This is a genomic window from Nocardia sp. NPDC088792 (assembly GCF_044750615.1).
In the GTDB taxonomy this organism is placed as follows: Bacteria; Actinomycetota; Actinomycetes; order Mycobacteriales; family Mycobacteriaceae; genus Nocardia.
Map to the genome: position 1 here is coordinate 99,808 of NZ_JBIVKC010000002.1, position 23,580 is coordinate 123,387.

Genomic DNA, 23,580 nt, shown 5'->3' on the forward strand with positions numbered 1-23,580 from the left:
GACTTGAATGTAACGCTGGAACTCATGAACATCGACCAGATCGTCACCTTCATCGAATCCCTCGGCGGCGTCCTGACCCTGCGGCCCGGCCCCGGCGACGGCACCCCGGAAATCGCCTGGGGCGACAAATTCTTCTTCTACGCCCCCGACGGCAAGGTGCCGACCACGGTCCAGCCTTTCGCCACCATCGTGACCAAGGACTACCCCGACGACACCCTGTCCCGGCTGAACAGCCCGGACACCTTCCGCCTCAACATCAATGCCACCCGGGACGAATTCCTCGCACAGACCGGCCACACCCCGAAGGAAATCGCCGACCACCCCACCGATCCGAGCATCCCCGACACCCTGCTCCCCCACCCCGTCTACGGCGGCGCCGCATGGCTGGCGGTCGTGAACCCGGGCGCCCGCACCGAAGCCCCGGCCATGGACCTCCTACGGACAGCCCACGATCGTGCCCGCGCCCGCTACGAACGCCGCACCGAATCGCGCGGATGACCGTCCGGACCGGCCGATTGCTCGAGCGCCCGGTACAACCAGTCCTGTGCGGCGCCCGTGGTCATGGCTCCGATGACTTCACCCGTGAGAGTCCAATATTGATGAATGCGGGGATCGGAATCGGTTGCGCCGCTCAGCAGTTGCTGCCGGAACCGTGGCGTATCGCGGATGCCGCGGGCGGAGGCGTGAGCGTCGACGAACCGGTCCAGTTCGGGCCCCGGCCGGGGCGGTTGCTGCGCGAGGATCAGGTGACCGGCGGATTCGCATGCCTCGGCCACTCCGGTGAGGAGTGGCCGCTTGTGCCGGATCCGCGTTTCGTCCGACCGCCAGAGTTGTCGTGACATGACCGCGCGAAATCCGGGATCGGCGACCAACATTGCGAGTTCGGCGTAAGCGACGATATGACGCGGGTCCGGATCGGTCGTCAGGTCCGGCACGTTCATGAGAATGAAGCCGTCCAGCAGGTCGGGCGACAACGGGTCGAGCAGCTCACGCCAGAAAGCCACCATCGAGTCGTACACGCGGTATCGATCCTGTACCGCGGCAAGCACTTCCAGGCGCTCGGCCCGCTCCTCCGGCGGTGCGTCCTCGACCGCCAGCAGCGAGGCGCGCCGCCAGGTCAGGGCGGCCAGTTCGTCGTCGAGCGCACCGCGTTCGGCAGCGATCGCCTCCGCCACCGTCGAGGCGCCGGTGAGGACGGCCATGATCGGATCGAGACCGATGCCCAGCGCCCGGAGCCGCCGGACCAGCAGCAATTGCTCGACGGCGGTGGCGGGGTCGAACACCCGATGCCCGACGGAACTGCGGCTCGAGCCCAGCACTCCTTCGTCGCAATAGAACCGGATGGTCCGGACCGGTACCCCGGTCGATCGCGACAGCTCCCCGATGCCGATCAACCTGTTGCGTGTGTCGCCCGTCACAATCCCTTGCACCTCCACCCGGGTGGAATTCCTACCGTAGCGAACCATGACGCCCGAACAGATCTGGCAAGCCGTCGCCACCGAACGAACCACCCTCGGCGAACTACTGCGGACACTGTCCGAAGACCAATGGAATCACCCTTCGCTCTGCGCCGGGTGGCGAGTTCGCGATGTCGTCGCACATATCGTGTTGTCCGGAAACCCGAGCGCGAGCACGATTCTGCTCGAGCTGGTCCGCGCTCGCGGCAATCTGCACGGCATGATTCGCGATACCGCCATCCGGCACGCCCGCAACACCACGACGGCCCAGCTGCTCGACCAGCTGCGAGACGGCGCCACGCTGCGCAAGACCGTCCTCGGCACCACTCCCGCCGACCGCCTGATGGACCTGCTCGTCCACGGCCAGGACATCGCGATGCCTCTCGGCATCCGCCGCGAAATGCATACCGCCGCAACCCGAGTGGCCCTCGAACGGGTCTGGACCGCGGATACCTTCAGGTCCCGCGAGAAGTTCGCCGGTTACCGCCTCGTGGCGACCGATGCCGACTGGTCCGCCGGCGACGGTCGCATCGTCGAAGCTCCCGCCGCCGCGTTATTGCTTCTTCTCGGCGGACGGCCAGGATTCGAGCTCCCCGTTATCTGCGCGATGCCGCCGGGCGAAGGGGGGAGTTGGCCCGGCGACATCGACATCATCGGCAGCTGACAACCGGAGTCGAAAGGCTGCCGTGCAGTGGGCCAACACCGTTGGGGGGGTATACGGGTCGGCCCGCAACGAATTTTAGGGGTAAACCCCCGTCATCGCGCAAGTCGAACGCGGAAAAGGGAATTCCGCGGTGGGACTTGTCACAAGATCGGGTACCGGATGGTCCGTAAGTGTCGCCCGCGTATCGAACTGTGGTCGAGTATCCCGGTGGGAGACGAACTTTCGGCATTCGCCGAACACGGTGACACCGGAGAGATCCGCAGACGCCGGATCAGCCCCGGCGGCCGCATCGACAACCTCGGTACCTATCGGTTCGTCTGTCCGACGCCGGGCTGCCGGTGGTTTCACGACGAGAACACCACCCTGGACAATCCGCGGTGGCGGGAACGGGTCGAGGCGGTGATCGACGCGCATCTCGCGGCCGCACATCCGCATTGGATCCAGCCCGAGCACGATTAGCTCGAAAAGCACTGCACGCCAAGGTTTTCCCCAATTGCTGCAATGCACGCGGAAAATGGGCCCCACCGATCTGACATGATGCATAGTCACTATGGTGGACCGGTGACCTTCAAAGCAGATCTGTGGAAAGCGGTGCCCGGGTTCGAGAACCTGACCGACATCACCTATCACCGGCACATCGAACAAGGCACCGTACGCATCGCCTTCGACCGCCCCGAAGTCCGCAACGCCTTCCGCCCCCACACCGTCGACGAGCTCTACCAGGCCCTCGACCACGCGCGCATGACCCCCGATGTGGGCGCGGTCCTGCTCACCGGCAACGGCCCCTCCCCCAAAGACGGCGGCTGGGCCTTCTGCTCCGGCGGCGACCAGCGCATCCGCGGCCGCAACGGCTACCAATACGCCTCCGGTGACACCGCCGACACCGTCGACGCCGCCCGCGCCGGACGCCTGCACATCCTCGAAGTCCAACGCCTCATCCGCTTCATGCCCAAGGTCGTCATCGCCCTCGTCAACGGCTGGGCCGCCGGCGGCGGACACTCCCTGCACGTCGTCTGCGACCTCACCCTCGCCTCGCGCGAACACGCCCGCTTCAAACAAACCGACGCCGACGTCGGCAGCTTCGACGCCGGCTACGGCAGCGCCTACCTCGCCAAAATGGTCGGACAGAAGCACGCCCGCGAAATCTTCTTCCTCGGCCGCCCCTACACCGCCGAGGAAATGCACCAGATGGGCGCGGTCAACGCCGTCATCGACCACGAACAACTCGAAGACGTAGCACTCGAGTGGACCGCCGAAATCCTCGGCAAATCCCCCCAAGCCATCCGCATGCTCAAATACGCCTTCAACCTCACCGACGACGGCCTCGTCGGACAACAACTCTTCGCCGGCGAAGCCACCCGCCTCGCCTACATGACCGACGAAGCCGTCGAAGGCCGCGACGCCTTCCTCCAGAAACGCGACCCCGACTGGACCCCCTACCCCTGGTACTTCTGAGCCCAACTGCGCCAGAACCGTTTTCGCCACCCTGTCCCGGCCCGTGCTCACCTCTGCACAGAGTGCACCCCGGGCCGCGACAGCCGGGTGCGAGCACGGCTACGCTACGGCAATGCCGTACGTCAAAACCGATGGGGCCCGCACCTTCTACACCGACTCCGGTGAGCGCGGCGGTCCCACCGTGGTGCTGGGACACGGGTTCTTCATGGACCTCTCGATGTTCGCACCGCAGGTGGAATACCTGGAGGCCAAGGGCTTCCGAGTGCTGTGCTGGGACGCCCGCGGCCACGGCGGCACCGTCAGCGAGACGGATCAGCCGTTCACCTACTGGGATTCGGCCCGCGACATGTTCGCCGTCATGGACGCCGCCGGCGTCGAACACGCTGTCGTGGGCGGCATGTCGCAGGGCGGCTTCGCGGCCCTGCGCGCCGCACTGCTGGCGCCCGGACGCGTCGACGCACTCATCCTGCTCGATACCGAGGCCGGCGCCTGCACCGAGGAGCAGAAGGACGAATACCGCCAACTCTTCGGCGCCTGGACGAATCTCGAAGTGCCGATCTCGGTCCTGTCGGACAACCTGGCGCCGCAACTGATCGGCGGCACGGCGGCCGATCAGGCGCCGTGGCGGGCGAAGTGGGCGGTCAGCGACCGGCCCGCGATCCAGCGCGCCGCCGACAATCTGATCGAACGCGATTCCGTCGTCGAACGACTGCACGAGATCACCTGCCCCGCCCTGGTGACGCGCGGCGAACACGACGGGTCCAGCACCGCCGAGAAGTCCGCGGCGCTGGCGGCCGGGCTCCCGAACTCCGGTCCGGTGGTCACCATCCTCGGCTCCGGGCACGCGGCGAACTGGACCGATCCGGAGCCCGTCAATCAGGCGATCGGTGAATTCCTCACTCGGACAACAGGCTCTCCGGCCCACTGAACGGCTGCCGGATGCCGATGAACCACTGAAAAGGCGCATCCACCCCGGGCACATCGGTGATCCGGACCCGCACGCTGTACGGCTGCCGCGTGTCCGGATCCCGTAGATGCATCAATGGCTGGTGCCGCTCGAAATCGACGCGTTCGGCCGAATACATGGCCCGGAACGCCTCGCATTCACTGAGCCGGCCGAGCAGATCCAGCGCCCACTGCGGATTCTGGTATCGGCCCATATGCCAGCGGAACCAGTTCACCGTGAGCCGCGCCTCGTCCTCCCACTCCATCATCACGTGCCGTGACTCGGGCACCAGGAAGAACCAGACCAGGATGTTCTCGACTTCCAATAGTCGCGGATAGGCCCGGTCGTAATCCCGATTGGCCCACAACACATTCCACCGCTCGTCGACATAACCCGACAGATGCGGTGCCAGATCGCCGGCGGCGGCGCGCAGGTCATCGCTGATCCGCTCGCGCATCCGCGTCACCGGCAGCGGCGCGTGCGTGCGCGGGCCGGGCGTTTTCGGGGCCGCGAGATTGTGCATGTGCTGCCGCTCGGCAGGAGTCAGCTCCAGCGCGCGAGCGATCGCATCCACCACTTCCGGGCTGGGCGACATCTTCTCGCGCTGCTCGATCTGCGCGATATAACTGGCGCTGACATCACAGAGCGCGGCGAGCGCGGGCCGGCTGAAGCCACGCGGATGATCCGGTCCCCGCGGAATCGCACGATGGGTCCGGACGAAATCAGCGAGGTTGGGGGCAAGCAGTTGGTCGGACTCGACTCCCCCCGGATAAGCGTAGCCAGCGTTCACCGCCAGCACGATACTCTCCGCGCCGCACCACGGCCCGTTCGACTGTGACGCCCGCCACCCCGGAAGCTCAAGCGGCAGAGCAGATCCCGCCGCGCACCGGATCGACCACTGGTCAGAGGTCCCTCCGCACAGCGTGCCTCGCGCACCTTTACCCCCGCGATCCCGTCATGTTCTGATGGCAATCCCGTCGTGAGGGCTGTGCGAAGGGGGCGCAGCCCTCACGACGGCAGCCCGTACTACCCGGCAACCGCCGCGGGAATCCGGTCCGGCACACCGAGCCGCGGGTACGTCGGATATTCGATACCCGAGATGTACTGCACCGTCCGCACCACCTGGCACGAATAACCGAATTCGTTGTCGTACCAGAGGTACAGAATCGCGGTGTCGCCATCGACGATGGCGGCATTGGCGTCGACGATGGACGCCGCCCGGGAGCCGATGAAATCGCTCGAAACCACATCGGTGGCCGCGGTGTAGTCGAGGTTGCGGCTCAACGGCCCGGACAGCGACACCCGCCGCAGATACTCGAGCACCTCGGTCCGCGTGGTCTCCCGCTCCAGCTGCAGATTCAGGATCGCGACCGAAACATCCTGGGTGGGAACGCGAATCGAATTGCCGGTGATCTTCGCCTTGAAGTACGGCATCGCCTTCGCGACCGCGGAGGCCGCGCCCGTCTCGGTCAGCACCAGATTGAACGGCGCGGAACGGCCGCGACGATCGGCCTTGTGATAGTTGTCCAGCAGATTCTGGTCATTGGTGAACGAATGCACCGTCTCCACGTGACCGCGGACGATGCCGAACTCGTCATCCATCGCCTTCAGCGGCGGCACGATCGCATTCGTTGTGCACGAGGCGCAGGAGAAGATCTCCTCGGACAGATCCAGCCCCAGGTGATTGACACCATGCACGATATTCGGGACATCGCCCTTACCGGGCGCGGTCAGCACCACCTTCGCGATGCCCGGCCGCAGGTGCTTCGAAAGGCCCTCGCGGTCACGCCATTTCCCGGTGTTGTCGATCAGGATCGCGTCGCGGATCCCGAACTCGGTGTAGTCGACCGTCGCCGGATCATCGCTGTAGATGAACCGGATCACATTGCCATTGGCGATGATCGTGTCATTGTCGGCGTCGACCTTGATGGTGCCGTTGAACTTGCCGTGCACCGAATCCCGCCGCAACAGCGACGCACGCTTGGCGAGATCGCCCTCGCCGCCCTTGCGCACCACCACGGCGCGCAGATTCAGGCCATTGCCGGAGCCGGTCTTCTCGATGAGCAGCCGGGCCACCAGCCGGCCGATCCGCCCGAACCCGTACAGCACCACATCCCGGGGATCCTGCGATTCGGCCTTGTTGCCATCGGTGACATCGGCGAGCACCGCGGCCGTGAACTCGGGAACCGAGAGCCCGCGCTCATCGGCGCGATAAGCCATCACCAAACGCCCGAGATCGATCTTGCACGGCCCCACATCCAACCCGGCCAGCACCTCGAGGAAAGGCAGTGTCTCCTCGATCGACAGCTCCTCCCCCTCGATCTGCCGCGCGAACCGGTGCGTGCGCAAAATACTGATCACCGATTTGTTCACCAGCGACCGGCTGTGCAGCAGAATGGTCACCCCCTTCTCGCGATACAGCCTCCCAATAATCGGAATCATCGCCTCCGCCGAAGCTTCGTGAGCGTTCCAGCGGTCAAGGTGGTCGGTAGTCAACACAAGTCCTCGGGGTTTCCTAGATCTGTCTGTCCACAGATGCTATCGAGGCGAGGACTTTCACAAACGCCCGCTACCTGCTTGTGAGCTAGGCGGAGAGGCGGGTGGCCACGCGGTCCGGGGAGTGGCCGGTGGCGATGAAGATCGTCCGGTGGCCCACCCGGACGGCGTGGTCGGCGAAGCGTTCGTAGTAGCCGGCCAGGAGGGCGAGGTCTACGGCGGGGGTTACGCCGTCACTCCAGTCCGGGGCGACGACGGCATCCAGGAGCGAGCGGTGTAGCTCGTCCATGAGGTCGTCCTGGGTGGCGAGGTGGGTGGCCTCGTCGGGGTCCCGGGAGATAAGGACGGCGGCGGCGCTGGTGGCCATGGCGATGGCGGCGGCGCCCATGCGGGCGACGATGGGTCGTACCGATTCGGGGACGGCGCAGGCGGGGTGGCGCAAGCGGGTGACTCGGGCGATGTGGTTGGCAAGGCCACCCATCCGGGCCAGATCGGCGACGAGCTGCAGAGCCGAAACCACTTGGCGCAGTTCACTGGCGACGGGAGCTTGCAGGGCGAGCAGGGTCACCGCGGCATGCTCGTTGCATTCACGCATTTCGGCGATCCGGCCACAGAGCGTGATCGCGTTCTGAGCCTGCTCCAGGTCGGCGTCGAGCAGCGCCTGGGTCGCGGTCGCGACGGCCGTGCGATCGAGCACGCACATCGCATGTAAACGCGTGGCGAGTTCGTCGAGATTGTCGTGGAAGCGGGTCCGCATGGGATTCCTTTACGAAAGGTCAACCGCTGCAGTGCATTCGGGCACGCCGCGGCAAGCTGGGAACGAGTGCTGTCGAGCCGGACCCGGATACGGACTGTCGCCGGACTTCATATCGCCCCTCACCTCCTTGCCGCCGAGACGCACGAGCGCGCCGACTCCACGAAAATGCGGGGCGAAACCGAGCCGAACGACCGGGCCGCACCCCTCTCGTTCCGAGCGTCGATCACGCGACGACCCGAAGTCAAATCCCTGCCGACCCTTTTACGGCTTCTATGCGGAACTCGCGGCTTCCATGCGGAACCTTTACGGGCCAACCTTTTTCGCTCCTCACCACCCCTTCGGCGGTGCGTATCGGCTCTCGACTGCGGCGCGCGTCACTCTTTCCGACCGCGGATTGACATCCCAGGAATCGTCCCCACATGATTGGCAGCGGCCGGCAACCACGTTCATCGAACACTGTCGGCAACACCCTCGCCGAGCGAGGATTCCGAGCGAATATCAAACCTGCCGTGGCATATGCCCGCATTCGCGGCGCCCGCGTGCGCCCGAACCGAAGGAGGTGAGGCGGGCCGAAATGAACGACGATCCCTATCCGAGTAGCAACTCTCGGCAGCTCCTCACCCCCACCCGGGGTCAACACACCGCGTTTTGACTCTCCCACAACCGATTTCGGCGGCCGGCCGACCTCGGGCGCTGACGCCTGCGCAATTCCGCAGTCCCCCTCGCAATTTCGAAGTATCCGAAGAAAGATCCCTGATGAAGTTCCGCAATATCGCCGCGACCGCCACCATCGCCATCGCGGCCCTGTCGATCACCGCCGTCACCGCGAACACCGCTTCGGCGGATACCGGCAACAACTCGGTAACCACCGACATTGCGCCCGGCATCCACTACAAGGCGAACGTCGTCGACCACTCCGTCGTGCTCGCCACGGACGCCGGCTCCATGTCGGTCAAGGACAACCAGTTCCAGATCGCCGACAACTCCGGCGCCACCGTCGCCACCTTCCCGCTGAGCTACCAGCGTGACGGCAAGACCTTCCCGATCGCCGCGAAGATCGACGGCGACACCGCCACCCTGACCCCGAACACCGATCCGGCCGCAGGTCAGCCGCTGGCCCCGGATGCGCCGACCATCAAGGACATCGACGCCACCGCCAACCCCAACCTCAACCAGGCGCTCAGCAACCTGTCCAGCGTGGCCACCGTCGCCGTGGCCGTGGGCACCCTCGTCGGTACCGTGATCGGCGCGGCCATCGGCTGTATCGCGGGCGGTGCGATCCTCGGCGCCGGCGCCACCGTCGCCACCATCGGCACCCTGACCGTTCCGGGCGCCATCGGCGGCTGCCTGGTCACCGGCGCGGCCGCGGCCGCTATCGGCGTTGTCGCCGGCACCATCTTCATCGGCGGGCCGATCATCGTCGCGGGACTGTTCCAGTTCGCCGGCGATCTCCTCACCCCGCCCGCCCCGGCCGCTCCGGCTCCGGCCAACTGAGCAAGCCGCACATCGAGTAAATCGAACACGGTATGGCGGTGGCCTTTCGGGGCCGCCGCCATGTTCTCGTCGCTCAGTCCTTCCGGGCGGGACGACTGACCGGCAATGAACGTCCCGTCTCCAGCAGGGTTTTCAAGTCGCTCAACATGAACGGGTAACCGCCGCCGAATCCCTCGGACTCCAGATCGCCGGAGCCGATGATCGAAATGAGCGGGGCGCCCGCCACATCATGGATGATGGTCAGCGCGCAGGTGCCGTCCCCGCGATCGCGAATCTCGTACCGCAGACAGGTTTCCGGCTCTCCCGCCAGATTCGGGTCGCCGACGAAGCGGATGCGCGCACCCAGCAGCACCGGCGGATCGTAATCGGTGACCGTCCCATTGATGAGCACCTCGAACTCGCTGCCGACCGGCTTGGGCCCGGCGGGCGCATACACCGTGAACGCGCCGCCGACCTCCGGTTCGATCACGCTGCGGCCGCCGAATCCGTAGCGCACGGTCCACTCCGGATCGGTGATGGCCTCCCAGATCCGGGTGGCATGGGCGGCGATGATCACACGATGGATCTGTGTCGTCTCGCGGCGGGCGCGGGCGAGGACGTCGTCGAGACTCACGATTCCAGGTCCTTCTTCAGCTCGGTCAGGGCGCTGATCTGCTGTTCGGTGAACTTGTCGATCCACCGGTCGTGAATCAGCCGGATCGGCACGGGATTGAGATAGTGCAATTTCTTGCGCCCGCTGCGGACCGCCACCACCAGACCGGCCTCCTCCAGCTGCCGCAGATGCTTGCTCACGCTGAACCGGGTCATATCCAAATCGGATTCGAGCTCGGTCAGTGTCTGCCCGTCGCGGGCGAACAGCGCGTCCAGCAGATGCCGCCGGGTGCGATCGGCGAGCGCCTTGAACACCGCGTCTTCCTCCACACCCCCACCCTATACGAGACCCAGAGGTCACATATCCATTGACATGTGACCTTTTGGTCACCTATCTTCGGGTCATGAAGCGATACATAGTCCTCTACCGCGCACCCCTCTCCGTCGCCGAACGATTCGCCCGGGCCACACCCGAAGAAGCCGCGAAAGGCCTACAGCTGTGGGCGGATTGGAGCGACCGCATCGGCGCCGGCCTCGTCGATCCCGGCCGCCCCCTCGGCAATGCCCGCCGCGTCACACCCACCACCGTCAGCGCGACCGACAGCGGCATCATCGGCATGTCCATCCTGCGGGCCGAAACCATGGACGACGCCCTCGCCATGGTCCAGGACCACCACCACCTGCACTGGGCCGACGACTGCGAGATCACCGTCCTCGAAGAACAACCCATTCCCGAACTGCGGCAATGACATCCGCGACCCCGGTCGCGCCCGCCACCCAACCGGACAGCGGGCGCCACTGATCTACAGCGGCGATCCGACCGCCGGGAAGGTGAGATAGCTCGGGTGCTCCGGATCGAGAATAATGCACTGCCCATTGATCTTTCGGCTCAGATGCGGCGGCAACCAGTGGCGCGGGAAACTTCCCGACGCGACCGTGACCCGCAGCCGGTGCCCCGCCCGCAGCACGGCCTCGGTGGGGTTGATCTCGATATCGATGTCGAACGGCTCACCCGGCACCACCGGCAGGACCGAATCGGCGCGCAGCGTATGCAGCGGGAAGAGCAGTTCACCATCGAGATAGGTACTGCCCTTCTCGTCGACGGCCCGCAACGAGGACAGCAGCGCCCCGCGCGTGAGCGGCGCCGACGCCCCATCGGGTTCGACATCGGTGACGGTGACCGACCAAAACGCCTCCGTACCACCGGCTTCCACCCGCAGGTGCAGATTCATGGGACCCGACAACATCAAGCCGGCTTCCAGCGGCACGGTGGTGAAGGTGACCGCGGTGGCCTCCGCGAGACGATCATCGGAACCGAAGCGCCGGCCCAGCACCGTGGTCACGCCCATACTCATGAGCGCGGCATTGTTGGAGGCCGCGCGACGGCGGCCGGTCGGCAACGGTAGCCGTGTGCCCGCGCTGGGAGCCGTATCGCCCAGTGCGGCATCGACAGCCGCGTGCGCGGCCGCGCCACTGGGTGCGCCGGACAGATACAGCCGCCGCACGGTCGCGGCCGGGTCCGAGAATTCCGGGCGCGACACCCATCCACCGCCGCCCTGCCGACGCACGGTGACCGGCCCATAGCCGTCGATCCCGTTGTCGATTCCCTTGAGCCACTTGTCGAACCACGCGCACTGCAACTCATCCAGTGCGGGCGGGTTACCCGGCTCACCGAAACCGGCGCCGATGCTGAGGTGATAGCCGTCGTCGACCAGCACCTGCTTCCGGCCGCCGGGCAGGCCGATGCGATCGAACATCCGGAAGTTGGAGCGGTTATAGACGTCGTGCCATGCCCCGAGAATCCAGGTCGGCGCCGCAATGTCCTCGAACTTCGGAAGACGTTCGGCCCATTGATCGTTGAGGAAACCATCGGGGTGCCCCTCCGTCGCCGCGATACGCGCCGCCTTCCCCAATCCGCTGACCGGATCACCGAGCCGATCACGCAGATACGCCCCCAGCAGTCCATTCCGGATCAGCCCCCGTGGCGAAGGCATGAACTTCCCGGCATTCACGACCGCCATCCACAACGCCATCCCCGGCGTGGGCACCCCGCCGGTGAGCCCGAGCTCCCGAACAGGATCCTCCCCGGCCACCATGGCGAACACCGCATCCAGCCCCGCGGGCCGCTCCCCGGCAACAATGAGCGCGGCTATAGCCCCGTACGAAATACCGGTCACCGCGATATGCCCATCGCACCACGGCTGCTCCCTGACCCAGTCGATCACCTCGACATAGTCCCGATGCTCCCGTGGACTGAAGAAATCCCAAGCGCCAGTGGAGGATCCGGTCCCTCGCACATCCACCACCAGATCGGCATACCCGCGCTCCACCAGGGTCCGATTGGTCGCGAACACATCAACGGCACCCCCGGCGGGCGTATGCAGCAGATCCCGCCCGGTGAACCGCCGCCGATCCGACCCTCGCACCACCCGCCCTACCCGCCGCGCCACCCGAGCCATCCGCCCGATATACCGATTCCCCAACCGGTTATACGGCGTGAAGTTCACGACCACCGGAAACGCGCCATCCGCCGGCTCCGCCCGCCGATAAGCAGGCCGAGTCAGGTCCGCACACAACACCACCCCATCCGACATCGGAATCCCGACGGTCGCATCCAAATGCGCCACCGGATATTGCGCCGGCCCGATATCGAACCGCGCCCCCACCGAAACCGCCCCAGCATCATGCCTACCCGGCGCAACCACGGCGTCTCCTCTCACCCCGAACCCGGCCATTGCGACCACGGTAACGCCGAACAGGAACGGGCGTGAGCAGACCATAAAAATTGTCCCAGACAGGACTCCGGCGTCCCTGTCTCCGAAGGAGTGAAGGCCGCTACTGCGCCGAAAGAGTGCTCAACACCCCATTGGCATACCCGCTACCGAAGGCCGCGCCGAGCCCCGCGAGCGGCACCCCGATATTCACCGACCCGGTCCCCACCGCATTCCCCAGCGCCTCCGCCGACCCGGCCGACACGTCGACATCCGAGGGAGTAAGCGGAATCCCCTGCGCCCCAGCCGTTCCCGCAGCTCCACCGAGCAGGGCGCAACCGACAACGCCGACGAGAATGATCCGTTTCATGAAGTTGTCCTCTATCTCGAGCCATAGCAAGCGCAGCGCTCTCCCGCTCCGCCGCCCAGAGCATATGGAACATCTCCGATTCAGATGATCGTTTCGGCCCATCCGGTTGGTTTCACGGAAAAGCCGGACAGCGGTCGATGCCCGGACCCGTCACAAGGCCAGGCTTGCGCCGGGCGCGAAGTTCTGGCGGTAGCGCTCCGGCGTGGTGGAGAGGCGGCGGGTGAAGACTCGATGGAGGGTCTCGCCATGGCGGTAGCCGACCGCACGGGCAATGGCGGTGATGGTGAGCTCGGTGGATTCCAGCAGGCGGCGGGCGGCCTCGACGCGGAGATCCTCGACGAAAGCGGCAGGAGTGGAGCCGGTTTCGAGACGGAAGGCGCGGGCGAAATGGCGTTCGCTCATGCCCGCGCGCGCCGCCAGGGCCGAGACCGCCAGATCATCGTTGAGATGGTCGGGCAGCCACTGCTGGACCGCGCGGATCGCGGGGGTGCGGGCCGGTTGAGCGCGCATCTGGGCGCTGAACTGGGCTTGACCGCCCGCGCGGCGCGTGAATACGACGAAGGCTCGCGCGATCTCCTGCGCCAGCTCCCGGCCGTGATCATCCTCGACCAGGGCCAGTCCGAGATCGATACCGGCGGACACGCCCGCGGAGGTCCAGCGATTGCGGTCGTGGACGTAGATGCGGTCGGGCTCCACGGTCACGCGAGGATAGCTGCGGGCCAGCAGATCCGTTGTACCCCAATGGGTGGTGGCCCGATACCCGTCGAGCAGACCCGCCGCCGCCAGCAACAGCGCACCCGAACACACCGAGGTCACCCGGCGGGATTTGCGGGCCAGCGCGGGCAATTCGCGCACCACTTCCGCGGACACCGGCCCGGTGATCCAGCCGCCCACCACCAGCAGCGTATCGATCTCGTCGGGCGAGGCGGCCAACTCCTGCAACGAATGCTCGACCGAGAGGGTCAAACCACCGTCCGCCTTGATCGCCCGGCCCTGCGGTGATGCCGTCACCAACCGATACAGCGGCTTCGCGGTCATCGCGTTGACGAATCCGAAAACATCCATGGGCCCGGCCAATTCGACCAGCTGCATGCCCTCGTAGAGAACGAAGACGATGGTGCGCGGCGCGGGCATGCCACCATCATCGCACCGCATACTCATCCAGAAACGGAACAACCACTGCCGCAATACGATCCGCGAACTGCGCATGCGGATAATGCCCACCGTTCTCGACCATCACCACCCGCCCCGAACCCGCCGGCATAGCGGCCACGATCGCCTTCGCCTCAGCCTCCGGATCCGCCCAGTCCGGATCCGCCGACCCCATGATCACCAGCGCAGGACAACGAACATCCGCCAACCGAGCCTCCGCATCCGCCGGCGTCGTCACCCCCGTCTTCATGAACTCCGCCCATCGCTCCGGCTGCCGCAGCACGCGCTCGAGATCCGCGATGTACTGGTCATAATCCGCAGGCTTGGTCGGATACGCGACGTCCAGATACCGCCGCCACCAGGTCAACGACTTCAACCCCGAAGTGAGAGCGAGCCGAATGCCGCCCCGCCGGTACCGCCGATTGGTGAACAGCGCCCCCATATGCACGGTCTGAGTAAGGGTGAACGGCCCGATCTCCACAATCGCCGACACCAACTCCGGCGCCTGCGCCGCCGCAATGGTCGCCGCCCCACCCGACAACGAATGCCCCACGATCACCGCCGGCCCACCGAAATGCCGCACCACCCCCAAAAGATCCTCCGCCACATCACTCCGGCTGATAGCCGCCTTCCCCGTAACCGAAGGCCAATCCACACTCGACTCCCCATGCCCCCGCATATCCACATTCACCACCCGATACCCCGCCCCCACCAGCGGCCCCACCAAATGCCGAAAGTCCTGCCGCACAGTCCCCATCCCATGCGACAAAACCACCAACGGCCCCTCCCCCACCACATCACAAGCCAGCCGCCCATACTCCAGCGTCACAAACTCGGTCATCATCATTCCTTCCGGCGAATCCCTCCAGCCGCCCCTGCGACCTGCTGAAATTGAACGCCGGAAACTCGAAACGACCGATACCGAAGGCCGAAAGGATCAGCCACACGACCGTTTTCGTCAGTCCCTGACCCAACCGGCAGTCACGCTCCGCCGCAGCCCCTCACCCGATCAGATCCCCGCGACGAACCCGATCAGCGACCGCATCCGACACCAGTTCGTACCGAACCTCAGAATGCCGACGGTAGAAGTCGATCAGATACAGCAACAACGCAGGATCGATACCGAAGACCGCCGCGGGCAGATCCAGCTGCGACCGCACCTGCCGTCGCTGCCACCGCCCCGTCCTCCCGTCACCCGCATCGACCCGCACCGCCGCTTCGGATACCGGCACGATCCGGACCGTCGCCACCTCATTGACCACAAGGGGTGAGACCTCGGATATGTCCTCCCAGGCAACCGATTTCGTGATCCGCCCCGCTCCTCTCACAACCCCGTGCGGGCCGAGTTCTACATAGTTGGCCCGCCGCCCGCCGAAGATGAGCACGACCAGCAAGACGAACAACCCGATCGCGACCAGAGCCACTACGAGCTGTGCGACGTCGAACGCAATCCGTGCCACCTGACCGTCGTAATCGAAGGTGAACAGACGCCCAGCAACCACGACCACCCAGACGACCAAGAACACAATCCCCGCCACGAACCAAACCGCCGAAATCAGCCATCGGTACCGCCCGAGCGACAGACGCAGCCCAGAACCACCCCCGCCGAAGCCCGCAGGCAACCGCGAACGACGAACTCGCAACTGCGGCAACGCCACCGCGACAAAGGTGGCCGCCGCCAATGCCGCGACCACCCCGAAGAGAACCCGCGCCGCATTGCCCGACCGCACAGCCTCGATCGTGAAAGGAACAAAAACGAGAAACACCACACCGAAGAACACAACCGCAGCAACCATCACGGGCCGCGGCCTCGCACTCCCCCACGCATCGGGCCAGGACAACAACGGAGCCACGACAATCCCTCCGGCGTCGGACAATCCAGATCCCTTCTCTCCCAAAGTCATTTGAAAGGCTGCTCGCCTGCATAGCCCCCAGCCGAACCACCGAGAAACCCACCGACAGCAGCACCACCGACAGCACACAAGACCGGCACGATCGGCACCTCCGCAAACGGCGAACACGCCACCGCTCCGACCTTCGCGCCCATCCACGCGCCCGCCATCCCACCTACCGAGCTACCTACCGCGTTGCCGATCGCTTCCCCCATCGGCTTGTCGTGATGCGCCCAATCATCCCAGTTGACGTAGGAATTGATGCCGATTGTCGCCGGCCAGCCCAGCCATTTGCCGCCGGCTTTCAAAGCATCAGCGGCGGCGTACCCATTCGCTGCATCAGCGGAGGCATCGAGCGCTTGAACGGCAGCACGTCCCGCGCCGGGGGCGCCGTTGTCGAGCATCGTGTTCGCGAGAATCTGTTTTGCCGCCGATTCACCAGCTGCTGCCGCGGCTCGACCCGCCATCGTCTGACCAGCTCGGTTGGCAGCCTCACTACCCGCACTCGCGGCCCCGCCCAGCCCGGTCTCGACCGGATGCTGATCGACCGTGCCCTGAGTCGAGGAAACGAGACCGTCCCAATGACCACCGGTGAATGCTTTGACGTTGTCCCACATGGACTGATGCGGCACGCCCGGAGCCGCACGACCCGGATCGTACGAGAGCATCGAACCGTCCTCGAACTTGGTGACCACCCGACCGTCCGGCAGTTGAGCCGTCTGCGCAGTACGACCGTCCGGGTATGTGGTCTTGATCGTCCCGTCGGCCTGCAATACCGAATGCATGCGAGCCGAATTCGAGGTACCCACCAACTGCCGTTGACCATCCGGCCCGACAAGGTAGCGCTCGTTGGCGACAAAACCATCCGGACGCTGCCAGGACCGGTCGAGGACACCGTTCTTCCCGACCACATCGGTGATCACCCCACCGTCGGCCGCACGATAGGACTCCGACATCTTGGCCCCGAGCGTCCCGTCACCGTTCACCGCGAAGGTGGCGTTATGCCCATCTGCCTGCGGCACGGTTCGCAAGCGTTGTGTCTTACCGTCCGGTCCCGTTACCGCGACGTCGACTATCCCTGAACCGTCTCCGCGAGGAGTCATCACCGTGGTGGTCGCCGGTCCGCTATTCGTGCTGGATGTAGTCGTCGTCGATCCGTCCGGTCCGTGCGTCGCCTGCGCGACGGTGACCGTACCGTCCGGATTCGGGGTGATCGTCTTCTTCGAACCATCCGGATCGTCGACCGTGACCGGGATCCCGTTGTTCAGCTTCAACATCATGGACAGCGGGTCCAACGAGTCGGGTACCGGGTTGGCCCTGCCCATACCACCCATCAACAACCCGATCAGCGGATTGTTCAGCTTCGTGACCGGAGCCAGCTTCTCGATCTCACCGACGGCCGTGGCGATCTTCGCTGACCAGGCGTCATCACTCTGGCCCAGCGACTGGGCGATGCTCTGCAGCCTGGCGGTGTCGTTCTTCGCATCCTCTTGGCGTTCTTTGTCGCCCAGGTTGTCATGAACGGTGAAATCCTGATCGACGGTGAATCGATCGTTTTCCAGCGCACGGATACTCGACTGCAGATCGCTGATTCCCGGCTGCATGGCGGCATATGCGCCGGAACAAGCATCAGCCAGATTGGAATAGGCGGTGGCCACGGTCCGGATCTGTTGCTTCTCGTTGTCAGCACGCCCGAGAGCCGCCTTGGCAGCCGCACCGGACCAGTCCAGATCATGGATGGTGCGGTTCATCGTGTCCGCCAACGTGTCGAACGAGGTCATGATGCTGTCGGCGGCAGTGGCGACATCGGCCAGCGACTGCGGATTCCAGGCCACTACCTGGTCGCGGGTCGGCGTTCCCACGGTGTCTAGATCTGTCCCGAGTTCAGATCACCGATCGCCCATAGTCGGTCGGCAGCCTGGACGTCGGAATCGTGGAAGGTCTTCGCCGCAGTGGACAGGGCCTTCGAAAACTGTTGAAACCGGCCGCCCAATACCTGTTTGGCCATGCTGCTCGCCGGATCGGCGCCACCGAGGGCAGCCGCGATGGCCGACCCTTTCATGCCGTCCACACCCCTGCTCGCATTCAGATGCGGCGTCGATTTCACATCGTTGACGGTGTCGCCCAGCTTCCCGATGGAATTCGCAGCATCGGTCAACGACGCCGGAGTGACCTTGAATCCCATAGCTTCCTCCCAGCAATCGACCTGACCATATCAGGACCGCCGGGGCACCCACACACCCTCGCCGTTTACCCAAGATCTACACCTTGAGCTGCACAATCAGAAATACCGCAAATTTGCGGTTATCACTGATTGAACAACGAAACCCGGGCACTGCCCGGGTTTCGGAAACGGAGCTGGATAGCGCCAGGGGATCAGCGGGTGGCGATGATTGCCGAGCCGTGGCCGAAGAGGCCTTGGTTCACCGCGATGCCTGCGCGGGCGTTGTCGACTTGGCGGCCGTCGGCTCGGCCGCGGAGTTGCCAGGTGAGTTCGCAGATCTGGGCGATGGCTTGGGCGGGGATGGCTTCGCCGAAGCAGGCCAGGCCGCCGCTGGGGTTCACCGGGACGCGGCCACCCAATGTTGTTGCGCCGCTGCGCAACAGTTCCTCGGCGGTGCCTGGTTCGCAGAGGCCGATGTCCTCGTACCAGTCCAGTTCCAGGGCGGTGGAGAGGTCATAGACTTCGGCGAAGGAGAGGTCTTCGGGGCCGAGGCCGGCCTCCTCGTAAGCCGCGTAGGCGATGGCGGAACGGAAGGCTCGGGACGGGGGTTCGACGGCTACGGCGGAATCCGTTGCGAAATCCGGGAGGTCGAGGACCGTTTTCGGGAAGGTCGGGGTGACCGTGGACAGGCCACGGATGCGGACCGGGTCGGTGACGCCGTGGCGGCGAGCGTAGTCCATGGACGTCAGGACCAAGGCGGCGCCGCCGTCGCTGGTGGCACAGATGTCGAGCAGGCGCAGCGGGTCCGCGACGATCGCGGACGCGGCGATCTCCTCGACGGAGACTTCCTTGCGGTAGCGGGCGTACGGGTTGTTCAGGCCGTGGCGGGCGTTCTTCACTTTGACCGCGGCGAAATCGTCGAGAGTGGCGCCGTGCAATGCCATTCGGCGGCGGGCGTAGAGCGCGAAGTAGATGGGGTTGGTGGCGCCGAGGAGGTGGAAGCGCAACCAGTCCGGATCGTCACGGCGTTCACCGCCGACGGGCTGAAAGAAGCCCTTCGGCGCGGCATCCGCGCCGACCACCAGCGCGACATCGGTCAGCCCGGCCAGGATCTGAGCGCGCGCGTTGGCAATGGCCTGGGCACCGGACGCGCAGGCGGCGTAGCTGCTCGAGATCCGCGCACCCGACCAGCCCAGCGCCTGAGCGAAAGTCGCACCCGAGACGAACCCGGGGTATCCGTTGCGGATGGTGTCCGCGCCGGCGATATAGCCGACATCGAGATGGTTCACCCCGGCATCGGCGAGCGCCGCACGCGCCGCCACCAGCCCGTATTCGACGAAATTCCGCCCCCACTTACCCCATTGGTGCATACCCGCACCGAGGACGGCGATGTCGCGATCATTCGTGTCAGTCATTGACCGGCCTCCACATCCACACCGTGTGCTCCGCCTCGTCGTCCTCGTACAGCGTGCCCACGGTCAACTCGACCGGCATGCCGACGGCCAGGTCATCCACCGTGAGCCCACGCACGACCTGCCCGAGAATCACCATCTGCTCGACCTCGAGCTCCACCGCCGCAACGACATACGGCTCGAACGGATCGGCCGACACATACGGCGCCGGCGGCTTGTACCGGGCATCCGCATACGACCAGATCCGGCCACGCGTAGAGAACAGGTACTCGGCAAGCTCGGAGCCGTCATGCGGACCCGCACACTGCGGATTACGACAGGCCAGCGAGTTCCGCGGGAAATACGGTGTGCCGCACGCACTGCAGCGGCTTCCCACGAGACGCACCACACCGTCGTCCGCAGTGAACCAGCCTGCCACGGCGGGGCGTTGTTCTTTCTGCACAACCCGACCATATAGGAACACGTTCTACTTTTGGGCCGGAATCCCATCCAGCGCCCATCACCCGGCGGTACGGTGAACCGAATCGAGGATGCGCCGCCACCCTCCAGCCGACCTGGAGTACCACACCACGATGGGCACCAAAGCCATTGACCCCCAGTCGATCCGCAACGTCACCCTCATCGGAAGCCCCGGCGAGACAACCCGCCTGACACACGCCATCCAGCGGGCAACCGGCCGCATCGACCACACGATCCGCATCGCCGAACTGTCCAGCGCCGCACCCACCGCGACACTGGAACGCTCCATCCGCGTAGCCGACGGCGTGATCATCCTCGGAAACACCACCAGCCAACACGCCGCCCGCCTCGAAACAATCCTCCGCACCGCCGACGACCACCAGGTCGCCCGCCTCTGCCTCATCACCGAAACAGCGGACCTCACCACCGATTTCACCCGCTGCCTGCACGCCATCGCCGAAACCCGCGGCGCCGTCGCCCTGCCGCTGCAGATTCCGATCGGCACCGGCACCGAATTCGAAGGGGTTATCGACCTGCTCTCGATGTGGGCGCTGGAACCGACGGTCATCGAGTTCTACGGGCGCCATTGGAAAGTCGCCGAACACCACTACCGCGAGCTCATCCGGACAGTGATGGAACAAGACCCCTCGGCATCAGCGGCGTTCCGCAACCTGCGCGAGATTCCCCTCGAACGACTTCACCGCCGCATCCGCCGGCTCACCCGCATGGGTGACGTCGTTCCGGTCCTGTGCAGTCCCGCACTCGACAGCGATGATGTCGAGCCTCTCCTGAACGCCATCCTGCGATACCTCCCCTCTCCTCTCGATGTCTGCCAACCGGAACACGCTCTCGACTACTGACGATCGCCGGCGTGAACCACGCCGAACCGGTAGGCGTCGCCCTCGGTGACCACGTATCCGGCGGTGGGTACAGGAAAGTGGGTGCCCAACACCAGCGTCCCGGTGTCAGCGAGGGAAGCGAGCAGCGCGCGACGAGAGGTCTCGGACTGCTGCGGATCGATGTCGACGCAGGAACCGATCGATGGGTGGGCCAACTGAACGGGATGGTGAATGCAGTCGCCGGTGATCAACGCCGACTTCCCCTGGCTGGTCATCTGGACCGCGATGTGGCCGGGGGTGTGACCGGGCACGGGGATCAGACGCAGGCCGGGGACGATCTCGACACCGTCGGCGGGTACGTCGACAGGGTCGAGTAGACCCGCCTGCTCGACCGGGGTCACGGAGTCGCGGAACATCTGCTGACGTGCCTCGTCCATGTCATACGCGCTCCAGAACTCCCACTCGGTCCGGGAGGTGAGGTAGCGGGCATTGGGGAAGGTGGGGGTCCACGCGCCGTTCACTTCCCGCGTGTTCCAGCCGACGTGGTCGGTGTGCAGGTGGGTGAGGATGACCAGATCGACGGTGTCCGGGGAAAACCCGGCGGCAGTGAGACGTTCGAGGTAGTCGGTTTCCAGGTTGTGCCAGGCCGGATTGGCGCGTTCCTTGCCATTGCCGATGCCGGTATCGACGAGGACACGCAGCCCGCCCAGGACGAAGGCGAAGCTGTGGCTGTCGAGCTGCAGAACGCCCTCGCGGTCGGCGAAATCGGGGAACAGCCAGTCCTGCTGCTTGACCACATCCGCGGTGGCGTCCGGCAGCAGCCACGCGCCCGTCGCGGGCGGCAGGGGAACCTCGTCGATGCGATGGACGGTCACATCGCCCACGGTCCAGGCGGGGATCGAAGTGGTCTTGCCGGATAGCGAGGTGTTCATTGTCTTTGCCTCCCTTGGTTTCTCAGTAATTATCGGCGAAGGATTGCCGCACGCCGCGACGCGGCGAGTACTGCCACGAGCCTCTTATCACTAAAAGCAATCTGTTTGCTTTAAGTGACCGTAGGCCCTAATCTTGCTTAAAGCAAACAGTTAGCTTTTGCTGCGGCAAGGTCACATCCGCCCGATCGGGAGAGAACATTTCATGCCCACCGTCGAACTCACGCCCTCACAGGCGGCCCGCTGGGCCGACCGTGCAGGCCTTCCACTGCCTGCCGACCGGCACGCCGCAGTGGCCGCCACCGCCAACCACATCCATTCCGTCGTGTCAGTCCTGCGCGAGCTGGACTTCGCCGACATCACGCCCGCTGCCGCCTACCGCACCGAACAGGAGCAGCACCGTGCGACCGCATGAACTGACACTCACCGCCGCAGCCGACGCGATCCGCGAACGCGAGTTGTCCCCCGTCGAATTGGTGGATTCGGTCCTCGACCGCGTCGAGGAGGTCGATCCACACCTGGGCGCCTACGTCACCGTCACCGCCGAGCAGGCCCGCCGGACAGCGCGCGAAGCCGAGCAAGAAATCACCGCAGGCCGCCTACGAGGCCCGTTGCACGGCATCCCCATGGGCCTGAAGGATCTGATCGACGTCGCCGGCGAAGCCACCACGGCCAGCTCACGAGTGCGCGCCGACCACCGCGCCGAGGCGGACAGCACGGTCGCTGCCGCTCTCACCGCGGCAGGCGCAATCCTGGTCGGCAAGACACACACTCATGAGTTCGCCTACGGCCTGACCACCCCGCAGACCAGCAATGCCTGGGACCCGAACCGCGTCGCCGGCGGCTCGAGCGGCGGATCCGCCGTCGCAGTCGCCGCAGGCGCCGCAACCTTCGCCCTCGGCACCGACACCGGCGGATCGATCCGCGTACCCGCCGCGCTCAACGGAGTCGTCGGACTGAAGCCGACCTACGGCCTCATCCCCCGCCATGGCGTCACATCCCTGTCCTGGTCACTGGACCACGTCGGCCCGATCACCCGCACCGTCGAGGACGCGGCCGTAGTCCTGACCGCCCTGGCCGGCCACGACCCCCGCGACCCCGCCTCCCGAGCCGTCCCCGCCACGAACTACCGGCCGGATGCGGGCCCGGACCTGAAGGGACTACGCATCGGCGTCCCGCGCAACTACTACTTCGATCACGTCACCCCGGAGATCGAGACCACCGTCCGGCGTGCGATATCCGAGCTGGAGAGCCTGGGTGCACACCTCGTCGAGGTCGAGATTCCGATGACGCGATACATCCAGGCGACCCAGTGGGGCCTGATGGTGCCCGAGGCCACCGCTTTCCACGAAAAGACCCTCCGCACAATCCCCGAGCTGTACCAGCCTGACGTGCGCATCCTCCTAGAAGCCGGTGAGCTCATGCCGGCCGGCGACTATCTCCGCGCCCAGCGCGCACGCACCCTCATGCAGCAGGCCTGGGCGCGCATCTTCGAGGAGGTCGACGTAATCGCCGCCCCGACAGTCCCTCTCACCGCCGTGCAGGCCGGTGACGACGCGATCACTTGGCCGGACGGCACGATCGAAGGCGTCTCCGACGCCTACGTACGCCTATCGGCCCCGGCCAACATCACCGGAATCCCCGCCCTGTCCATCCCGGTAGGCCACGACACCGAGGGCATGCCCATCGGAATGCAGCTGCTGAGCCGCCCATTCGAAGAACCGACCGTACTGCGAGTCGGCCACGCCTACGAGCAAACCCAACTCGTACGCCCCCTGGCAATGGCATGACA

At 65.6% G+C, this 23,580-nt stretch carries 26 protein-coding genes; 10 read left to right on the forward strand and 16 right to left on the reverse strand.

Annotated elements, in window-relative coordinates:
• The first annotated feature begins 24 nt into the window (after positions 1 to 24).
• Complete coding sequence (locus ACIP5Y_RS09815; RefSeq protein WP_400349344.1) at positions 25 to 498, forward strand: DUF6194 family protein; 474 nt, start codon at positions 25 to 27, stop codon at positions 496 to 498.
• Here ACIP5Y_RS09815 and ACIP5Y_RS09820 read toward each other — a convergent pair.
• Positions 468 to 1,418 carry a MerR family transcriptional regulator gene (locus ACIP5Y_RS09820; RefSeq protein WP_400349346.1) on the reverse strand — a complete coding sequence of 317 codons (951 nt, stop codon included), beginning with the start codon at positions 1,416 to 1,418 and terminating at the stop codon, positions 468 to 470. The two genes, ACIP5Y_RS09815 and ACIP5Y_RS09820, sit on opposite strands and share 31 nt — an antisense overlap.
• A 46-nt stretch (positions 1,419 to 1,464) precedes the next feature.
• Between ACIP5Y_RS09820 and ACIP5Y_RS09825 the strand changes: the two genes are divergently transcribed.
• The 4 genes from ACIP5Y_RS09825 (at position 1,465) to ACIP5Y_RS09840 (ending at position 4,504) form a co-directional block, all read left to right on the forward strand.
• Positions 1,465 to 2,121, forward strand: a complete 657-nt coding sequence (locus ACIP5Y_RS09825) for a maleylpyruvate isomerase family mycothiol-dependent enzyme (RefSeq protein ID WP_400349348.1) — start codon at positions 1,465 to 1,467, stop codon at positions 2,119 to 2,121.
• Between the two features lie 207 nt (positions 2,122 to 2,328).
• Positions 2,329 to 2,580 (forward strand): hypothetical protein, encoded by a 252-nt coding sequence (locus tag ACIP5Y_RS09830; protein WP_400349350.1) that lies wholly within the window; start codon positions 2,329 to 2,331, stop codon positions 2,578 to 2,580.
• A 78-nt stretch (positions 2,581 to 2,658) separates the two neighbouring features.
• Positions 2,659 to 3,576, forward strand: a complete 918-nt coding sequence (locus ACIP5Y_RS09835) for a 1,4-dihydroxy-2-naphthoyl-CoA synthase (protein ID WP_400351218.1) — start codon at positions 2,659 to 2,661, stop codon at positions 3,574 to 3,576.
• A gap of 112 nt (positions 3,577 to 3,688) precedes the next feature.
• Positions 3,689 to 4,504: an alpha/beta fold hydrolase gene (locus ACIP5Y_RS09840; protein WP_400349352.1), complete on the forward strand. Its 816-nt coding sequence runs from the start codon at positions 3,689 to 3,691 to the stop codon at positions 4,502 to 4,504.
• On the opposite strand, the gene ACIP5Y_RS09845 is transcribed toward ACIP5Y_RS09840, so the two are convergent.
• From ACIP5Y_RS09845 to phoU, 3 genes are all read right to left on the reverse strand, one after another.
• Positions 4,473 to 5,312, reverse strand: a complete 840-nt coding sequence (locus ACIP5Y_RS09845; RefSeq protein WP_400349354.1) for a helix-turn-helix domain-containing protein — start codon at positions 5,310 to 5,312, stop codon at positions 4,473 to 4,475. The two genes, ACIP5Y_RS09840 and ACIP5Y_RS09845, sit on opposite strands and share 32 nt — an antisense overlap.
• Positions 5,313 to 5,548: 236 nt before the next feature.
• Positions 5,549 to 7,018 (reverse strand): glyceraldehyde-3-phosphate dehydrogenase, encoded by a 1,470-nt coding sequence (locus ACIP5Y_RS09850; RefSeq protein ID WP_400349355.1) that lies wholly within the window; start codon positions 7,016 to 7,018, stop codon positions 5,549 to 5,551.
• An 88-nt stretch (positions 7,019 to 7,106) separates the two neighbouring features.
• Positions 7,107 to 7,775: a phosphate signaling complex protein PhoU gene (gene phoU / locus ACIP5Y_RS09855; protein WP_400349357.1), complete on the reverse strand. Its 669-nt coding sequence runs from the start codon at positions 7,773 to 7,775 to the stop codon at positions 7,107 to 7,109.
• Between the two features lie 756 nt (positions 7,776 to 8,531).
• Between phoU and ACIP5Y_RS09860 the strand changes: the two genes are divergently transcribed.
• A complete protein-coding gene (locus ACIP5Y_RS09860) occupies positions 8,532 to 9,269 on the forward strand; it encodes a hypothetical protein (RefSeq protein WP_400349359.1) in 738 nt (245 codons plus the stop codon).
• A gap of 73 nt (positions 9,270 to 9,342) precedes the next feature.
• Here ACIP5Y_RS09860 and ACIP5Y_RS09865 read toward each other — a convergent pair whose 3' ends face one another.
• Both ACIP5Y_RS09865 and ACIP5Y_RS09870 read right to left on the reverse strand, forming a co-directional pair.
• Entirely contained in the window at positions 9,343 to 9,882 is a 540-nt protein-coding gene (locus tag ACIP5Y_RS09865; RefSeq protein WP_400349360.1) for an SRPBCC domain-containing protein, read from the reverse strand.
• Positions 9,879 to 10,190: an ArsR/SmtB family transcription factor gene (locus tag ACIP5Y_RS09870; protein WP_400349361.1), complete on the reverse strand. Its 312-nt coding sequence runs from the start codon at positions 10,188 to 10,190 to the stop codon at positions 9,879 to 9,881. The genes ACIP5Y_RS09865 and ACIP5Y_RS09870 overlap by 4 nt, the downstream gene beginning before the upstream one ends.
• Before the next feature lie 74 nt (positions 10,191 to 10,264).
• Here ACIP5Y_RS09870 and ACIP5Y_RS09875 point away from each other — a divergent pair, with 74 nt between their 5' ends.
• On the forward strand, positions 10,265 to 10,609 hold the full coding sequence (locus tag ACIP5Y_RS09875; protein WP_400349362.1) for a hypothetical protein: 345 nt from the start codon (positions 10,265 to 10,267) through the stop codon (positions 10,607 to 10,609).
• Between the two features lie 54 nt (positions 10,610 to 10,663).
• On the opposite strand, the gene ACIP5Y_RS09880 is transcribed toward ACIP5Y_RS09875, so the two are convergent.
• The 9 genes from ACIP5Y_RS09880 to ACIP5Y_RS09920 all read right to left on the reverse strand — a co-directional run bounded on the left by ACIP5Y_RS09880 (position 10,664) and on the right by ACIP5Y_RS09920 (position 19,979).
• Entirely contained in the window at positions 10,664 to 12,565 is a 1,902-nt protein-coding gene (locus ACIP5Y_RS09880) for a CocE/NonD family hydrolase (protein ID WP_400349364.1), read from the reverse strand.
• A gap of 130 nt (positions 12,566 to 12,695) precedes the next feature.
• Positions 12,696 to 12,941 carry a hypothetical protein gene (locus ACIP5Y_RS09885; protein ID WP_400349366.1) on the reverse strand — a complete coding sequence of 82 codons (246 nt, stop codon included), beginning with the start codon at positions 12,939 to 12,941 and terminating at the stop codon, positions 12,696 to 12,698.
• 150 nt (positions 12,942 to 13,091) lie between these two features.
• Positions 13,092 to 14,075, reverse strand: a complete 984-nt coding sequence (locus ACIP5Y_RS09890; RefSeq protein WP_400349367.1) for a GlxA family transcriptional regulator — start codon at positions 14,073 to 14,075, stop codon at positions 13,092 to 13,094.
• Between the two features lie 7 nt (positions 14,076 to 14,082).
• A complete protein-coding gene (locus ACIP5Y_RS09895; RefSeq protein WP_400349369.1) occupies positions 14,083 to 14,940 on the reverse strand; it encodes an alpha/beta fold hydrolase in 858 nt (285 codons plus the stop codon).
• Between the two features lie 154 nt (positions 14,941 to 15,094).
• Positions 15,095 to 15,823 (reverse strand): hypothetical protein, encoded by a 729-nt coding sequence (locus ACIP5Y_RS09900; RefSeq protein ID WP_400349370.1) that lies wholly within the window; start codon positions 15,821 to 15,823, stop codon positions 15,095 to 15,097.
• Positions 15,824 to 15,993: 170 nt separating this feature from the next.
• The gene (locus ACIP5Y_RS09905) at positions 15,994 to 17,847 is read right to left on the reverse strand and encodes a hypothetical protein (RefSeq protein WP_400349371.1); all 1,854 of its coding nucleotides are present in this window, start codon (positions 17,845 to 17,847) and stop codon (positions 15,994 to 15,996) included.
• A 5-nt stretch (positions 17,848 to 17,852) separates the two neighbouring features.
• Complete coding sequence (locus ACIP5Y_RS09910; RefSeq protein ID WP_400349373.1) at positions 17,853 to 18,170, reverse strand: type VII secretion target; 318 nt, start codon at positions 18,168 to 18,170, stop codon at positions 17,853 to 17,855.
• A gap of 191 nt (positions 18,171 to 18,361) precedes the next feature.
• Positions 18,362 to 19,564 (reverse strand): lipid-transfer protein, encoded by a 1,203-nt coding sequence (locus ACIP5Y_RS09915; RefSeq protein ID WP_400349374.1) that lies wholly within the window; start codon positions 19,562 to 19,564, stop codon positions 18,362 to 18,364.
• On the reverse strand, positions 19,557 to 19,979 hold the full coding sequence (locus tag ACIP5Y_RS09920) for a Zn-ribbon domain-containing OB-fold protein (protein ID WP_400351219.1): 423 nt from the start codon (positions 19,977 to 19,979) through the stop codon (positions 19,557 to 19,559). The genes ACIP5Y_RS09915 and ACIP5Y_RS09920 overlap by 8 nt, the downstream gene beginning before the upstream one ends.
• Before the next feature lie 154 nt (positions 19,980 to 20,133).
• Here ACIP5Y_RS09920 and ACIP5Y_RS09925 point away from each other — a divergent pair, with 154 nt between their 5' ends.
• Positions 20,134 to 20,880: a hypothetical protein gene (locus ACIP5Y_RS09925; protein ID WP_400349376.1), complete on the forward strand. Its 747-nt coding sequence runs from the start codon at positions 20,134 to 20,136 to the stop codon at positions 20,878 to 20,880.
• Here ACIP5Y_RS09925 and ACIP5Y_RS09930 read toward each other — a convergent pair.
• Positions 20,874 to 21,791, reverse strand: coding sequence for an MBL fold metallo-hydrolase (locus ACIP5Y_RS09930; protein WP_400349377.1), 918 nt, complete (start codon positions 21,789 to 21,791; stop codon positions 20,874 to 20,876). The two genes, ACIP5Y_RS09925 and ACIP5Y_RS09930, sit on opposite strands and share 7 nt — an antisense overlap.
• Positions 21,792 to 21,993: 202 nt before the next feature.
• On the opposite strand from ACIP5Y_RS09930, the gene ACIP5Y_RS09935 reads away from it, so the two are divergent.
• Positions 21,994 to 22,203, forward strand: a complete 210-nt coding sequence (locus ACIP5Y_RS09935; protein ID WP_400349378.1) for a hypothetical protein — start codon at positions 21,994 to 21,996, stop codon at positions 22,201 to 22,203.
• Complete coding sequence (locus tag ACIP5Y_RS09940) at positions 22,190 to 23,578, forward strand: amidase (RefSeq protein ID WP_400349379.1); 1,389 nt, start codon at positions 22,190 to 22,192, stop codon at positions 23,576 to 23,578. Before ACIP5Y_RS09935 ends, ACIP5Y_RS09940 begins: the two co-directional genes overlap by 14 nt.
• Positions 23,579 to 23,580: the final 2 nt, after the last annotated feature.